Here is a 15,639-nt window from a genome sequence, read left to right as displayed (position 1 = left end):
CGCACGACCTCTGGGAAGATTAGCGACCCCGGTTGACGAAGTCGACGGGACCAGGGAACCGCCGGAACGTCCGAGTAGCGTTCGCCGGCCGCCAAGCAGGAGGTTGTGTACGTGCTGCTCGAGGAGCTCAAGCCGGGACTGCGGATCAGCGGACTCATACCGGCGGAGGCAGTCACGGTCATCGCCGCCCAGTGGCACGGTGCGAACGCGGTCGAGCTGACCTACAAGACCGCCGGGGGCGGCCTCGACCAGCGGGTCGTCTTCCGCAAGGACGAGGACAGGTTGAGCGTGACGCACAGCGGCAGCCGCGCCTTCGACATGTCCGCCGGCGACTTCAGACTGGCCGCGGAAGCCCAGCGGATCTCACTGGCCGGCCTGTTCGACCCGATGCTCGCCGTGGCGACCAGCGACGTTCAGCCGCTTCCGCACCAGATCCGCGCCGTGTACGGCGAGCTCCTGCCCCGTACACCGTTGCGCTTCCTGCTCGCCGACGATCCGGGCGCGGGAAAGACGATCATGGCTGGCCTCTACATCAAGGAACTCTTGCTACGCGATGACGTCAAACAATGCCTGATCGTGGCCCCGGGAGGCTTGGTTGATCAGTGGCAGGACGAGCTCTTCTTCAAGTTCGGCCTCCGTTTCGACCTGCTCACGAACCAGCTCATCGACTCCCAGCCGCATGTCAACGTCTTCGAGACCCACTCGCTGCTGATCGCCCGCATGGATCAGCTCTCCCGTAACGAGCAGCTGAAGGCACAGCTCCAGGAGACGGAGTGGGACCTGATCGTCGTCGACGAGGCGCACCGCATGGGTGCCCGCTACTTCGGTGGCAAGGTGGAGAAGACCAAGCGGTTCCAGCTCGGCGAGATCTTCGGCGAGATCACTCGTCACCTGCTCCTGATGACGGCGACCCCGCACTCGGGGAAGGAGGAGGACTTCCAGCTCTTCCTCACCCTGCTGGACCGTGACCGGTTCGAGGGCAGGCAGGGGAGAAGCGCCGACGTCAGCGGGATCATGCGGCGCATGATCAAGGAGGACCTGCTCACCTTCGAGGGCAGGAAGCTCTTCCCCGAGCGCATCGCGGAGACCGTCCCCTACGAGCTCACGGCACTCGAGTACGACCTGTACGAGGACGTCACCCACTATGTCCGCGAGGGGATGAACCGCGCCGGCCGCATCGGCGGCAAGCGCAGGAACACGGTCGGTTTCGCGCTCACCGTCCTGCAGCGACGTCTGGCCTCCAGCCCGGAGGCGATCTACCGGAGCCTCGTGCGGCGTACCGAGCGCCTGCAGCGCAAGAGGCAGGAGATCCTTCACGGGACCTACCGCGAGAGCATGCCCGCCATAGATCCCGCCGACTTGGACACTGATGAGCTGAATGCCGAAGAGATCGAAGAGCTGGAGGAGGAACTGCTCGATGCCGCGACGGCGGCGGAGACGGTCGAGGAACTCGACGTCGAACTCATCGAGCTGAGGGCGTTGGTGAAGACGGCGCAGCGGGTCCGGGAGGCAGGTACGGACCGCAAGTGGACCGAGCTGTCCGCCCTCCTCCGCGACCACGCGCTGGTGACGGACGCCAACGGCCGGCCCCGGAAACTCATCATCTTCACCGAGCACCGCGACACCCTCAGCTATCTGCAGGACAAGATCGGGTCGCTGCTGGGCGAGCCTGGTGCCGTCAGGGCCATCCACGGCGGCGTACGCCGGGCGGAGCGGCGGCAGATTACCGATGAGTTCACCAAGAACCGTGATGTGCGGATTCTGCTGGCCACCGACGCCGCCGGCGAGGGACTCAACCTGCAGGCCGCTCACCTGATGGTCAACTACGATCTGCCCTGGAACCCCAACCGCATCGAGCAGCGCTTCGGCCGCATCCACCGCATCGGCCAGGAGGAGGTCTGCCGGCTTTGGAACCTCGTCGCCTCCAACACTCGCGAGGGTGAGGTCTTCACGCGCCTGCTGGAGAAGCTTGACCAGATGCGCGAGACGTACGGCGGGAAGGTCTTCGACGTCCTGGGGCAGGCGTTCGCCGAGACCCCGCTGCGGGACCTGCTCCTCGACGCCGTCCAGTACGGTGAGCAGCCGGCTGTCAGGAATCGGATGTACGAGGTCATCGACAGCACTGTCGGAGACGGCCTCAAGGGCCTCCTGGACGAGCGTGCGCTCGCTGTGGAGCACTTCTCGGACGCCGATCTCCGCGCCCTGCGTGCCGAGATGGACGAAGCCCGCGCCCGACGTCTTCAGCCCCACGACATCGCATCGGCCTTCAAGGGCGCCTTCACCCGGCTCGGCGGCCGGATCGTCGCGCGCGAACAGGGGCGCCACGAGATAGCCCACGTGCCGCAGCGCGTCCGTTCGGCAGGCAACGGGCCCATCGCCACCAGCTACGATCACATCACCTTCGACCTCGACCATGTCCGGCCCGACGCCCGTGCCCACGTCGACCTGCTCGTCCCCGGCCACCCGCTGCACGACGCCGTCATGGCCGAGACCATCCGGACCTTCGAGGGCGCACTCAACCGGGGCACCGTCCTCGTCTCGGCCACCCTCGAAGAACCGCACCTCCTCGTCGGGATGGTCGAAGAGGTCGCGGATGCCACCGGTGCGTCGGTGGCCCGACGGTTTGCCTACGTCTACGTCGACAGCCGCGGCACTGTGCGGCCGGCCGGCCCCGCGCCCTACCTCGACTGCGCCGATGCGCCCGACGGCGCGTCGGCTGACATCGCGTGCGGTCTTCCCTGGCTCGCGGATGCCGAGGCCAAGGCGACCAGCTGGATCATTGCCAACCGACTTCCCGCGTATCTGGCCGAGGTCCAGCCCCGTCGCCTGGCAGAGTTGGTCAGGACCCGTGAACTGGTGACCAAGCGCCTGACCTCCGAGAAGGAGCGGCTGCTCCTCGACGCTGCGGCGGCCTCCGAGAAGGAACGGAGGGGCGAGAAGCCCAAGGAGTCCTCCGCGAGCCTCCACCGCAAGGCTGCCGGGCTCGATGTACGGCTCCGGAAGCGTCTCGCGCTGCTCGACCAGCAGCAGTCGATGTCGACGAAGCCGCCGCAGATACTCGCCGCGGCGCTTGTGCTGAGCGTCCCTGGTCCGCCCTCTCGCAAGTGGTGATCGCTCGTGTGTGATCACGGGACGGCGTGAAGCGCGGCGGAGATGCGATTCGGGCTGATCCGCAACAGGTTGAGCACCCGCCGGCGCTCACCGGTTCCCGCGTGCTGAGCCGCCCACCAGGACGGGGCCTGGTGAGGCCTGGCTATGCTGCGGGTTGTCTTAACGGAGTTTGGCGGACACCAACCGCGACAATCCCGACCGCCGAATCCGGCTGAGCTTCCTCGGCGGCCGGTAGACCGATGGCCCGGCAGGCCGGCGACCGACGGAGCGGGCCCTACGCGGAATCGGCACCGCCCGATTCGACGAAGCGGGCCGGATGCGCCGACGCCCGGCGAGCACCCGCTTTGTTGCCGGCGACGGGTACGGCGTCGGGGACGCCCTCGTGGATCACCAGGACGGCGGTGCCGCCGTCATCGGTGTCGGTGAGCGTGGTGGACGTGGTCATCGTCCCGCGCAGCGTGGGGCCCTCGGTCTCGAACTCGAGCATCTCCGCCACCTGTTCATCCGGCACGAGCCTCGCGAAGTTGCCGTGGTAGATGTCGGTGCGCTCGGCGGACTTGCCCGGCGCGTCCGGTGCGTCGCACGTGAGCGAGCCCTGGAACCGGCCGCCCTCGCGCGCATCGAACTCGTGCACCTCGCCCCGCACACCCGGCGGCACCCGCCACCGCGCGATCGCCTCCGCACTCACCAGCGCCCGGTGGTCCACCGGGCGGGGCGCGTTCAGCAGACGGGAGACCCGCGTCGTGTACACGGTCCCATCGTGCCGTCGAGGTGCCCGGACGCCATCACGTCCGACGGCACCGTCCCCGGTCGGTCACTGCTCGCCGCGGACGACGGTGACGGGGCAGTCGGCGTGGTGGAGCAGGGCCTGGCTCACCGAGCCCAGCAGCATCCCGGTGAAGCCGCCGTGCCCCCGGGCCCCGGTCACCAGCAACTGGGCCTCCCTGCTGGCGTCCAGCAGTGCGTGGCGCACCCGGGACCGCTCCACGAGCAGTTCCACGGACACCTCCGGATGAGCGGCCCGCCAAGGAGCCAGGGCCTCCTCCAGCCGGTGCCGGTGCTTCTCGCGGAGTTGGTCCAGGTCCACCACCACGTTCAGCGGGGCGCCAGGCCCCTCGTAGGGTGTCGGCTCGTTCAAGGTGTTCCACACGTGCAGGGCGACCAGCCGGGCCCCGCGCAGCGCCGCCTCGACGAAGGCGAATTCGGCCGCCGCCGCACCGGCCGCCGAGCCGTCCGCGGCAAGGAGCACGGGCCCCTGCGGATCGGGGCGTCCCCGAACCACCATGACCGGGCAATGCCCGTGGGCGGCCAACTGCACGACCGTCGAGCCCAGCAGCAGATCCCCGAACCCGCTGCGGCCCCGTCCGCCGAGCACCGCCAGCACCGCGTGGCGCGACTCGCTCCGCAGCACCGTCAGGGCGCCCCCGGACACCACGGTCCTGGTCACCTCCAGTCCCGGCGCCACGACGGCGGCCCGCTGTTCCGCCTGCGCCAGGGCGCCGCGGATCGTCGGGTCCAGGTCGGAGTGACGACTGAAGGCGTGCACGATCCGCAGCTGTGCGCCGCGCAGCCGGGCTTCACGGGCCGCGACGTCCGCCGCGGCGAGACTGGACGGCGATCCGTCCACTCCGGCGATCACCGTGTCATCCACTGCTCACTCCCGTCCGGGCCGGGACACCCCGTGCGGATGCGTCGCCGGTACGGTGCCCGGCCCGCACGCACCGAGTACCCACGGGCCGGAGCCCGTACCGGCCCGAAAGCCCGAAAGCCCGGAAGCCCTAAAGGGGGAGCGGCTACGCGTCCTTCTCCGCCTTCCCGCTGTCGCCGCGGACGACGGCCACCGGGCAGTGGGCGTGGTGCAGCATCGCCTGGCTGACCGAGCCGAGCAGCAGCCCGGTGAAGCCGCCCCGCCCCCGGGCCCCGACCACCAGCAACCGCGCCGTACGGCTCGCTTCGATGAGCGCTTCGCGGGTGCCGCCGTGCACGAGCTCGTGCCGGACCTTCACCCCGGGGTACCGCTCCTGGTGCCCGGCCAGCGCCTCGGACAGCAGACGCTCCTCGCCGGCCCGCAGATCGCCGGGCTCGCTCGCGTAGGGAGCCTCCTCGTCCTGCGGGGCCGGGGCCGGCGCGTTCCAGGTGGTCCAGGAGTGCAGCGCGACCAGTTCGGCGCCGCGCAGGGACGCCTCGGCGAAGGCGAAGTCGATCGCCTCCGCGCCCGCCGGGGAACCGTCGACTCCGACCACGACCGGCCCGTCCGCCGCCCCCGGCTCACGCACGACCAGGACCGGGCACCGCCCGTGAGCCGCCAGGTGCACCGCCGTCGACCCCACCAGAAGCCCGACGAAGCCCCCCATCCCGCGGGATCCGACGACCACGAGTTCCGCGGAGGCGGACTGCGCCTCCAGCACGGTCAGCGGTTCCCCCGTCACCACGGTGTGCGAGACGCCCACGTCCGGTGCCACCGACCTGGCGTGCTCCACCGCCTCGGCCACCAGCTGATCGGCCATGGCCTGCAGACCGCCCCCGGGCGGACCCACCGGCGAAGGGCCCAGCGGCACATGCATGGCAGGCCAGAGGAACGCGTGCACCACCCGCAGCTCGGCCTTGCGCCGCTGGGCCTCCTCGGCCGCAGCACCCACCGCGGCCAGGCTCGAGGCCGATCCATCGACTCCCACAACGACCAGACGACTCATGACGCCTCCCCAATCGGTATGTCACCACCATGATCCCATTGCGGAAGCCCGTAGCCATGGGCCCAACGGGCCACACCTCCGGAGGATCAGGGCCCTCCGGTGGTCCGCCCTCGTGAGGGTCGATTCCGTCGGGATCGTTTGTCCATCCGTGACACCACCCACCCTCTCGACGACATGGCGGGATGACACCATGTCCCCCACGGGGGCCGACCATCAGCGGGACGGCGGGACCCCGCCCAGAACGACGGATGACCAGAAGAGACCGGGAAGGGGACGGGCTGTGCCTGCTCCACGGATGAGCACCACGCCACTGCCGGGCATCGGCGTGAAGTACGACCTCACCACGCGTGAGCGCCAGCACCTTTCCGTGATCGCGCACCGGGACGGCGCACGCACGGTCAACATCTACCGATCCGACGACCCGGACGCCTGCGCCCAGTCGCTGCGACTGAACGTCGCCGAGTCGGCCGCCCTGATCGACGCGCTGACGCCCGCCCACCACAGCCCGAACCTGCTGCACACGACCGACCTGGGCCTGGTCGCGGAGCGCATCGAGCTGTCCGCCGCCTCCCACTGGAACGGCAGGGTGCTGGGCGAGACCAGGATGCGCACCGACACCGGAGCCTCGATCGTGGCCGTGCTGCGGCGGGCCGAGGCGATCCCGTCCCCGACGCCGGACTTCCGGCTTGCGGGCGGTGACACACTCATCGTCATCGGCACCCGCGAGGGCATCGAGACCGCCGCCGAGATCCTTGGACGGGAGTGAGCGCGCGCACTCCTCCGTGAGCTTCCGTCACCGCGCTGACGAAGGTGGCCACCGGCCGGCGGGCCGCTCGACGGGCAGGGCATCTCCAGGCCGTACCGCCGGTGCGCGGCAAGCGCGGCCGGCCCGGCTCAGCGGGCCCGCAGTCCCGTGCGGTCGTCGCGGAGCGGTTTGGAGGTCAGACCCGCCAGCCCGACGCTGACGAGCGTGACGGCACAGGCGACGAGTACGACTGCGGCACCTTCGAGGTCGACGAATGTGCCGAGCACATTGTTCATGAGCAACAAGGCCAGGCTCTGGACGAGCACGAGAACCGCCTGGACGCGGGACAGGTGGCTTTCCGGTGCTGCTGCCAGGACCAACGGCGCGATGTGCGCGGAGAAGATTCCGTTGCCGATACCGATGACCGAGCCGGCGGCCACCGCCCCCGCCGTGCCCGGTGCCAACGCCAGGGCGAGTACCCCCGCACCGGCCAGCACGAGCGCGCTCGCCGACAGCAGACCGGGCCGTCCCAGCGGACCGCGCTTCACCACCACCAGGGTGATCGCCACCATGCCCACGCCCTGCGCTCCGATCACGAGCCCTGCGGCTCCCGCGCCCCATTCCCGCTCACGGGCGAGCAGGGGGACCAGGAGCGACAGCACGGGCAACAGGAAGCCGGCCGCGAAACCAGTGAGGCAAAGACCCGGACGCAGCACCGGATGGGCGAAGGCCACGCGCACGCCGTCCACGGCCTCCTTGAGTAGACCGGTTGCTCCGGGGGACTGCGTTGCTTCATACCGCGGGCGGATGATCGCCAGGACGATCAGCGTGAAGGCGAAGGTGGCGGCGTTGAACACGGCCGCGCCCGCGAGACCGGCAAGGCCCACCAGGACGCCGCCCAGAGGTCCGCCACCCATGTTGATCACTTGGCCGCCGGCCTGTCGCAGGGACAACGCCCGCGGTAACTGTGCCCTGGCCACCAGCCGACGAGGCATGGACCCCGAGGCGGGCAGATAGAAGGCATCGACGACACCGACCGCAATGCCTGTCGTGATGAGCAACCAGGGCGGCGCTCCCAGGTGGTAGGCGAGGGCTGCCAGACCGAGCGAGGCGACCAGCATCGCCGCATCGCCGACGATCAGCACGCGACGCGCGCTGACCCGGTCGCTCACCGCGCCCCCGAGGAGAAGGAGCAGAACGCGGGGAAGCGTGATCGCGCTCAGCACCAAGCCCGCGACGCCCCCGCCGTACGCGCCGGCAGCCCAGCCGAGAGCAAAGTAGAAGACCGCGTTGCCCACGAGCGAGACCAGGATCCCGACGAGCCACCACAGGTAGGACCGAGGCAGCCGCTCCCGGGCCTGCGGGTGCCGCTCGTCACCTTGCGCGGACGGGACACCACGAACTGCCGCAGGAGACTCCGCGGTCTCATCACCGGTCGGCATCAGAACCCCTGACCAATGCCGTACCGGCCTCGGGACGAACGGTCCCAGCCACGCCTCACCCACCCATGTCGAGTCATCAGTTCATTCCGTCAGGGGTTCTCAGGGCCGTAGCACCTTGGCGCTACGGCGCGAGCCCGGTCCCCGCGGCTCAGGCCTGGCTGTCCAGCCGGACCGGCATCAGCAGCGAGAAGGTGTCCTCGTCGTCGGGCCGGCGGATCGCGAGCGGTGCCGTGGAGGCGCCGAACTCCAGGGCCAGCCGGTCGCGGGCCCCGGCGTCGAGGGCGTGCAGCAGGAACTCGCGGTTGACGGCGACCCGGTCCTGACCGTCGTCACCGTCCTCGCAGAGGACCACCGTGCCGTCGTCGGCCACCCCGAGCACGCTGACCTCGTAGGGCACCCCGTCCTGCTCGCGCACCTCGCCGGTACGGACGGGACCCGCCTCCACCGCCTTCCGGAAGGCCGCCACGTCGACGAGGGTCCGACGCCCGGCCGGCAGGTGGACCAGGCGCCGGTAGTCCGGGAACTCGTGGTCGAGGCACTGACCGGCCACCTGACGGCCGCTCTCGGTCTCCAGCGCCACCCGGTCACCGTCCACGGCGAGCCGGACGGGTTCGGCGCCGCCGACCAGTGCCCGCATCGCGTCGACGAGCGGCAGGGGCACGGTCACCTGCACCCGGGGCCCGCCGTGCCCGGTGACCGCGGCCCGCGCGACGGCCAGCCGGTACCGGTCGGTCGCCACGAGACGCAGGGCGTCGCCCTCGATGTCGAACAGGACCCCGCCGAGCATCGGCAGTTCGGGGTCCGTACCGGCGGCGAAACGGACCGCGTCCAACGCGGCGGCCAGCTCGGGCGAGGCAAGGGCCGGGTGGGCCGAGGAGGTACGGAGCGAGGTCATGGGTTTCTCCCTGTCGTCGAGTAGGGCTCGGAGCGTGGAGAACTCACCGCGGGCATCGGACAACCCCTGTTCCAGCCGACGCAGGTGCGCCTCCAGGAGCTGCCGTACGAGATCGGTGTCCGGTCCGGCCCACCCGGCCAGCACCAGCCGGATGTCGGCCAGCGGCATCCCGGCCCGGCGCAATCGTGCCAGCAGCCTGGCCTCGTCCGACTGCTCGGGCGCGTACCAGCGGTAGCCGCTGACCGGGTCCACCCAGTCGGGGACCAGCACCCCCGCACGGTCGTAGAACCGCAGGGCGCTCACGCTCAGGCCGCTGTCCCGGGCCATCTCACCAATGCTGCGCATCTCGCTCTCCACACCCGAGACCCTGCCGCCTCGACAAGGTCGAGGGTCAACCGGTGGCATGGCCAAGGCTCGTCCGCGTCACCTGGAGTGACGCGGACGAGCCCCTTGTCGCGATCAGGAACTTCAGTGCGCTACACGGCCATGAGCGCCACGAATGCGGCCCACTCGTTCCGGTCGACCCGCAGCACGGGCCCGTCGCCCACGGCCTTCGAGTCCCGTACGTACACGGCGTCCGAGCCGACAGCCACCTCTACGCAGTCGCCGCCGCTCGTTCCGCTGTAGCTGCTCTTGAACCAAGCGAGTTGACTGGACTGCTCGATGCCCTGATCGGTGCTCATAGCTCCCCTGCCATGCGCTCGATGAGACGGGAGGACTCCTCGGTGTTGAGGGCCTGTGTGCGCAGCATTCCATACCGCAGCCAGAACTCGCTGACCTCGTTCCGGTCGGACCTGACGCTTACGACGTCCTGTGCCTCGATGTAGACGAACTGCTTGCGGTCGGTCGACTCGGTCAGCACCATCGGCCCGTTGAGTCCGCTGTGGGCACCGCGGATCGTGGGCATGATCTGGAGTTCGACGTTGCGCATCTTCGAGCACATCAGCAGATGCTCCAACTGTCCTTGCATGACGGCAGTGCTGCGCACCACTCGCAGGATCGCTGCCTCCTCCACGACGAACACAAAGACCATGGGCGGGCTCTTGCGGCTCAGCAGCGCCTGACGCGCAAGGCGGGCCGCCACCCTTTGTTCGACGATCTCATCGGGCAGAGGCGGAAAGTGCGCTTCAAGCAGCGCCTGTGCGTATGCCTCGGTCTGGAGCAACCCTGGCACCAGCATCGGGTCGTACGAGAAGCGGCTGACCGCCTCGGCCTCCAGCAGGGCGAAGTCCTGGAAGAAGAAGGGAAGTTTGGCCCGGTCCACGTCCTCCTGGAGCACCCGCAGCGCCCCGCCCGCCTCCAGTACCCGCTCCGCGGCCTCCGTGAAGGCCGTCTTCGCCGGTCTGCGGCCCTGTTCGACGGAGGCGACCTGTTCCAGCGAGTAGTCGATCGCCTCGGCGAGGGCCTGCTGGGTGAGGCCCGCGCGTTCGCGGAAGAGGCGGACGAGCTTGCCGTAGGCGCTCCACGCCGCCGGACGTTCCTTGTCCGGCCCGCGTCGGCCGGTGGTTCCGCAGTCCCGCTGGGTCGTCCTGCTCATCGTGCCCCCGTTCTGTGCAGTGGTCCGTCGTGACGGCAACGACCGGTGAGCCGTTCCGGCCACGGACTTCGGCCCGTACACCTGCCGTACGAACCCGTACAGCGGCCGTACCGCGTGGCCGGGTACGGAAGTCCGACCTCGCCAGGCTATATGCGTGACGAGGCGGTTACTCCATGGAGTCGTCGAATGTCACCGCTGAACCCAGTACCCGCGTCCCGCAGTTCACCATGCGCCTCAGCAGCACCAGAAGCGGAGCCCATCGCGCACGACGCCTGGCCTCTCAGCAGCTTGGGTCCCGGGGAATCCCGTACGGCTCTGAGACGTCACGGTCCGTCGCGCTCGTCACGGCCGAGTCGGCGGCCAACGCCATCACCCACGGCCACACCCCCCCCAAAAAATTCGGCGAGAGCTGCTGACGCGGGAGGGCTTCGGTGGCCACACCCCGGGACTGAGCGTGGCGCCATAGGGCTTGAACGACAAGGTTGGAGCTGTGTCACATCTCTCCGATGGTCACGGTGCGGGTCCCGGGAGCGAAGTCGTCGAAGGACTGTCTCCAGGACTCGCCGGGCCAGTAGTAGGTCACCCGGCCCTCGGAGGGCCGGTAATGGGCGGTGTAGACCGTTCCCAACCCCTCGTCGTACCCGTACTGATACAGCGGCGGCTTCAGCATCGCCGCCACGTCCGTGCCCGCTGCGCGAACGGCGTTCAGCCGTTCCTGGGTCCGGGAGGACTGCTCCTGTTCGTCAGGCACCGGCATGTACTGGTGGTTGGCAGCGCACGCGTCCGGTGCCTTGGTCAGAGGGATGTCCGGCCCAGTGAACACCGTCACCGCCTTCTCGGAATCGACAAGGGTGACGTTCTGCGGGATGGCGATCGGTATGGATCGCAGCTTGCCGATCGCCTCGTCGACGGTGCTGCACGTCTCCAGCAGGTAGCGCAGCACGATGAGGATGGCGAAGCCGGGGCCGTGAACGAATCGCCCACCGAAGGTGAGCGAGACCGCGAGCCCGGCATCGTTCATCCCGTCCAACAAGCCCCAGGCAGCATCCTGCATCCCGATCACCGGGCGGAGAAAGTGGGAGGAGACAATGGTGCCCTCGCACTCGTCGGGGCTGAAGTCATAGTTGCGCAGCAGAGTGCCGCTGCCGCCGACCTGGGTGCAGCCCGAGAAGAACGGTCGCAAGGTTGCGAGGGTGAGAAAGGTTTCCCCTTCGGGCCGATCGAGCTGACCGGCGAGCCGGTCGAGCACCGGGACCAGCTCCGGCATATGGGCCTCGAACAACTTCCGAGCACGGTCCGCGCCCTCCGGGGTCCGGCTCTCTTCGGTCATCCACCCCTCCGCGAGCGGCCACAGGGCCTGTGTATGGGTGGCCCATCGTCCGTCGCTGCCGTCACCGACCTCGATGGCACGGAAGATCTTCTGCTGCTGGCTCATGGCTGCCGCTCCCTTGTGGACATCGGTGCAGATGGTGGCAACCTAGCTAATTTCGCAGGTAATTCACCAGATCAGGCAGGACTGTGGGAAGCGTTGAGGTACTCGCGGATCATCTCGAACGGCATGGCAGGGGTGTTCGTGGCGCTCCTTGCTGCGAAGGGCCGTGACGCAGCGGCTGACCTGTACCGAAGTCCCTTGCCGACGTGTCAGGATCAGGCACAGCTTCTTACGGTGGCCCAGCGGCTTGCGGCGATCCGCACGCCCGACGGCGCCGCTGGCACCGTGTGGTTCCGAGGGACCGCCGGACGCCCCCCGAGGCCACGGTGATGCTCGACGTGGGTTCGAGGCTGCCGCCGGGGCCGCCGCCAAGAACTGCTGGCCATGACATACGCGGCCCGTTCGTATCCAGCACTGACCCGGGCTCGCGTGGCGGCCGCGGAGCGGGGGTGCGGACGCACGTGGTGGTCGAGACGCCGGCCGGTGCCAGGGGATTGATCTCGGGCCGAGAACCCGCCGACGCGTTCGAGTCGGTTCCCGCCCTGCGCCCCTGGCACTGGGCGCGTGATCCCGCCCGGGCCCACTCACGACAGCACGCCGAACTCGCGGTCGCCGACCGCCGGACGCTCTTGCTGGGCAGCGCGAACCTGACCGAGTCCGCCGCACACCGCACCATGGAAGCGGGAGTTCTGGTCACCGGTGGCGAAGCACCGCGGCGGGCGGCGGAGCACATCGTGGAACTGCAGCGCCTGGGAGTACTGCGGCCGCTCCGCCCGTAGAGGAGATCACCTCGACGAGGCACTCACCAGCCGCCCGGCTCCGCCGGTTCCGTGCCGGTCGGGGTCAGGACGGCGAGGGTGCCGGTGGCTGTGCGCAGGGCCTGTTCGAGGGTGGTGGGGCAGTGCAGGGTGCCGGTGCCGTCCGGGGGGACGAGCCATTCCAGGCGGCCGGTGGGGCGGTACGGCGGGGGTACCGCCACCCAGGAGCCACGGCTGACGTGCCGCACGCCGAACCCGATCCACTCGCCGGCCGGGTCGGGCGGCAGGAAGAACCCGACTCTGCGTGCCGTGACATCCACCAGGGTGGGTCCGGGCACCTTCAGCGGATCGCTCCACAGGAGGTCCAGGGCGAGCAGTCCGAGCCGGTCGGGAACGCTCAGCACGTCCCAGTACCGTCCTGCGGCGAGCAGCGCCGTCCCCGTGCCGTGGTCCCATTCCCGTTTGCACTGCCGGGGGTCCCTGGCCGCCGCGGCCAGCCATTCGACGGCTTGTTTCCATCTGGCGCTCCGCATGTCCCACCCCGCGCACGGTCGGCTGCGCCGCTGGGGGCGCGTGCTGGTCACGGGCCGACGGCCGCACGGTCGTCCGCGCGCCGACCCGGCGTGCAGCCATGGTCGTAGATATTTCTATGTGCCGGAAGGGGTAGGGCAGGCTCGCGTTCCGTCGATATCGCGTCACGCGGGGTCGCGTGCGTACGAGAACACCCCCGCGGGGAAAGCCCGTGCGGGGGTGTTCGGGGTCGTTCGAGGGTGTTCGGTGGTGAGGAAAGGCGCGGTGGGGATCGGCCGATCAGCCGTTGCGCTTCGCGCGCTCCTCGTTCCGCTGCCGGATGCGCTCCGCCTCCTTGCGGACCTCCGCCTGCGTGGCCTGCTCCCGCTCCAGCCACTCGGGACGCTCCTCCCGGAGAGCCTTGATCTGCTCCGTGGTGAGGGGCTCGGTGATCCCGCCGCGGGCGAGACCCGAGATGGAGATGCCCAGCCTGGCCGCGACCACCGGGCGGGGGTGCGGGCCGTTGCGCCGCAGGTCCTGCAGCCACTGGGGCGGGTTCGCCTGGAGTGCGTTCAGCTCGGCGCGTGAGACGACACCCTCCCGGAATTCGGCGGGGGTGGCCTCGAGGTACACACCCAGCTTCTTCGCCGCGGTCGCGGGCTTCATCGTCTGGGTGCTCTGGTGCGACGTCATGGTGTCCAGGGTATCGACCGTGTGCGCGACCGCTGACCACGATCGGTGGGCGAGGCCGGTAGCCTGGCCGGGTGACAGGCTCGGATGTGTCCCCATCGTTCCGGCTCGTGTACGCACCCGGGGTGATGCCCGGCAAGTGGGCACGCGTCTGGAACGAGCGACTGCCCGGTGTCCCGCTGACCCTCACCCAGGTGCCCGCCGCGGAAGCGGCTGACCTGTTGCTGAACGGGGACGCCGACGCGGGCCTCGTCCGGCTGCCCGTCGACCGGACGGTGTTCAGCGCGATTCCCCTCTACACCGAGCAGACGGTCGTCGTGGTTCCCAAGGACCACCTCGTGACGGCGGTCGACGAGGTGGCCCCCGAGGACCTGGACGACGAGATCGTGCTGCACCCCCTCGACGACGTCCTCGGGTGGGCGACCCTGCCCGGGAGGCCCGCCCTCGAACGGCCCGCGACCACGGCCGACGCCATTCAGCTCGTCGCGGCCGGGATCGGCGTGCTCGTCGTGCCGCTGTCCCTGGCGCGGCTGCACCACCGCAAGGACCTCACCCACCGGCCGCTCAAGGACGCCCCCGAGTCGAGCGTGGCGCTGGCGTGGCCCGAGGCAGCGACCACCGACCTGGTGGAGGACTTCATCGGGATCGTCCGCGGCCGGACCGTCAACAGCACCCGGGGCCGCACCCGGCCCCAGCCTTCCGCGCAGGAGAAACAGGAGAAGCCCAGGCGGGCCGCCGAGAAGGGCGGTGCCCGCCGGCAGCAGACGGCGGGCGGACCGGTCGGCCGCGGGCGGCGGAAGGGCACCGGCGGCACACCGAAGAACCCGCGCCGGGGTAAACCCCGCCGCGGGTCCTGACGCCCGCCCCCGGGCTCCGGGGCGCCTACTTCACCGTCGCGCCGGGGGTCGGCGCCGGGGAGACCGTGTTGAGGTCCTTCAGCTCCTCGGGGATCTCGAGCACCAGCACCGGGGCGCCCGCCTGCGGGGCCGGCGGCGTCACCTGCTCCCGGGGCAGCTTGGGCGGGCTGGTCTGCTGGAAGTTGACCTGCTCGTGATTGACCAGTCCGGTCTTCTCCAGGACCGTGATGTGGTCGAGCACGGTGTCGTTGGCCTGGTCCGCCAGCTGCCGCACCAGGGTGTTCCTGGTGTTGGCCCGGACCTTGGCGATCACCGAGAAGATCTGGCCGTGCGTCACCCGCATGATGTTCACGGCCGTGGTGTCGAACTCCTTGTCGTTGGTGGCCTTGATGGTCTCGACGAACTGCTCCTGCTGGGGCGAAGCCTGGTTGGGCAGGGTGATGCCCAGCTCGAGGGAGATCCTGCGGCAGCTCTCGTCGAGCCGTCCGTGCCCCACGACCAGGTGTTCTCCCACCTCCTTCATCTCCGGCGTCGTGCCCCGCTCCATCGACAGCAGGCCCAGGGGGTGCTCCCACAGTCCGGCGGCGCGCACCTTGACCACGAAGTCGCGGTCGGCCTCGGTCAGTTGGCCGTACTGAGTGTTGGCGACGACCCGGTCCTGGGTGGTCGATGTGTTCTGCACGCCCAGCATGGTGGGGTAGGCGAGCGCGGAGAGGGTGAGAACCATGGCTCCGCCCACGAACGCGGTTCCTGCCGTGCTGCGCGAGATGCGCATCGTGCCTCCTGGTGTATCAACAGCCCAACGCCAGGGAGTACGGATGGCAGTGGCGAAACAATCACCGTTCCGGAAGGAATCTTCTGTCGCCGGCACCCGGTGACGACGACCGGTGCGGTGGTACGGCACCGGGTGCCCCGACTTGTGAACTCAGGCCTCGTACGAGGCATTCTGGACGGTGCGGGTCGCCTTGT

At 69.8% G+C, this 15,639-nt stretch carries 15 protein-coding genes; 4 read left to right on the top strand and 11 right to left on the bottom strand.

Translation table 11 applies throughout. The features are described 5' to 3' along the window. Positions 1–111: 111 nt before the first annotated feature. Positions 112–3,111, top strand: a complete 3,000-nt coding sequence (locus AB0I73_RS02335) for a helicase-related protein (RefSeq protein WP_363032891.1) — start codon at positions 112–114, stop codon at positions 3,109–3,111. Between the two features lie 274 nt (positions 3,112–3,385). Here AB0I73_RS02335 and AB0I73_RS02330 read toward each other — a convergent pair whose 3' ends face one another. The 3 genes from AB0I73_RS02330 to AB0I73_RS02320 form a co-directional block, all read right to left on the bottom strand. Continuing rightward, entirely contained in the window at positions 3,386–3,862 is a 477-nt protein-coding gene (locus AB0I73_RS02330; RefSeq protein WP_363032889.1) for an SRPBCC domain-containing protein, read from the bottom strand. A 63-nt stretch (positions 3,863–3,925) separates the two neighbouring features. Further along, positions 3,926–4,762, bottom strand: coding sequence for a universal stress protein (locus AB0I73_RS02325; protein WP_363032887.1), 837 nt, complete (start codon positions 4,760–4,762; stop codon positions 3,926–3,928). Positions 4,763–4,904: 142 nt separating this feature from the next. Then, complete coding sequence (locus tag AB0I73_RS02320) at positions 4,905–5,804, bottom strand: universal stress protein (RefSeq protein ID WP_363032885.1); 900 nt, start codon at positions 5,802–5,804, stop codon at positions 4,905–4,907. 295 nt (positions 5,805–6,099) lie between these two features. Here AB0I73_RS02320 and AB0I73_RS02315 point away from each other — a divergent pair, with 295 nt between their 5' ends. Next, positions 6,100–6,570, top strand: a complete 471-nt coding sequence (locus AB0I73_RS02315) for a TrkA C-terminal domain-containing protein (RefSeq protein WP_363032883.1) — start codon at positions 6,100–6,102, stop codon at positions 6,568–6,570. A 128-nt stretch (positions 6,571–6,698) separates the two neighbouring features. Here the strand turns inward: AB0I73_RS02315 and AB0I73_RS02310 are convergent, their stop codons facing one another. The 5 genes from AB0I73_RS02310 to AB0I73_RS02290 all read right to left on the bottom strand — a co-directional run bounded on the left by AB0I73_RS02310 (position 6,699) and on the right by AB0I73_RS02290 (position 11,858). Continuing rightward, positions 6,699–7,991 (bottom strand): MFS transporter, encoded by a 1,293-nt coding sequence (locus AB0I73_RS02310; RefSeq protein ID WP_363032881.1) that lies wholly within the window; start codon positions 7,989–7,991, stop codon positions 6,699–6,701. Between the two features lie 148 nt (positions 7,992–8,139). After that, a complete protein-coding gene (locus AB0I73_RS02305; protein WP_363032879.1) occupies positions 8,140–9,231 on the bottom strand; it encodes a MerR family transcriptional regulator in 1,092 nt (363 codons plus the stop codon). A gap of 131 nt (positions 9,232–9,362) precedes the next feature. After that, the gene (locus AB0I73_RS02300; protein ID WP_363032877.1) at positions 9,363–9,569 is read right to left on the bottom strand and encodes a DUF397 domain-containing protein; all 207 of its coding nucleotides are present in this window, start codon (positions 9,567–9,569) and stop codon (positions 9,363–9,365) included. Further along, on the bottom strand, positions 9,566–10,423 hold the full coding sequence (locus AB0I73_RS02295) for a helix-turn-helix transcriptional regulator (protein ID WP_363032875.1): 858 nt from the start codon (positions 10,421–10,423) through the stop codon (positions 9,566–9,568). The genes AB0I73_RS02300 and AB0I73_RS02295 overlap by 4 nt, the downstream gene beginning before the upstream one ends. A 493-nt stretch (positions 10,424–10,916) precedes the next feature. Next, entirely contained in the window at positions 10,917–11,858 is a 942-nt protein-coding gene (locus tag AB0I73_RS02290) for a C45 family peptidase (RefSeq protein WP_363032873.1), read from the bottom strand. A 446-nt stretch (positions 11,859–12,304) separates the two neighbouring features. Between AB0I73_RS02290 and AB0I73_RS02285 the strand changes: the two genes are divergently transcribed. Further along, positions 12,305–12,634 (top strand): phospholipase D-like domain-containing protein, encoded by a 330-nt coding sequence (locus AB0I73_RS02285; RefSeq protein ID WP_363032871.1) that lies wholly within the window; start codon positions 12,305–12,307, stop codon positions 12,632–12,634. 23 nt (positions 12,635–12,657) lie between these two features. On the opposite strand, the gene AB0I73_RS02280 is transcribed toward AB0I73_RS02285, so the two are convergent. After that, positions 12,658–13,146: a hypothetical protein gene (locus AB0I73_RS02280; RefSeq protein WP_363032869.1), complete on the bottom strand. Its 489-nt coding sequence runs from the start codon at positions 13,144–13,146 to the stop codon at positions 12,658–12,660. Between the two features lie 277 nt (positions 13,147–13,423). Continuing rightward, positions 13,424–13,816, bottom strand: a complete 393-nt coding sequence (locus AB0I73_RS02275; RefSeq protein WP_109380686.1) for a DUF5997 family protein — start codon at positions 13,814–13,816, stop codon at positions 13,424–13,426. Positions 13,817–13,887: 71 nt separating this feature from the next. On the opposite strand from AB0I73_RS02275, the gene AB0I73_RS02270 reads away from it, so the two are divergent. Beyond that, on the top strand, positions 13,888–14,670 hold the full coding sequence (locus AB0I73_RS02270) for a LysR family transcriptional regulator substrate-binding protein (protein ID WP_363032867.1): 783 nt from the start codon (positions 13,888–13,890) through the stop codon (positions 14,668–14,670). Positions 14,671–14,695: 25 nt separating this feature from the next. Here the strand turns inward: AB0I73_RS02270 and AB0I73_RS02265 are convergent, their stop codons facing one another. Next, a complete protein-coding gene (locus tag AB0I73_RS02265; RefSeq protein ID WP_363032865.1) occupies positions 14,696–15,445 on the bottom strand; it encodes a DUF4142 domain-containing protein in 750 nt (249 codons plus the stop codon). Positions 15,446–15,639: the final 194 nt, after the last annotated feature.

The organism is Streptomyces sp. NPDC050388 (assembly GCF_040655635.1).
Lineage (GTDB): Bacteria > Actinomycetota > Actinomycetes > Streptomycetales > Streptomycetaceae > Streptomyces.
Note: the sequence above shows the minus strand (reverse complement) of the source record. Positions and strands in the feature narration are given on the sequence as shown.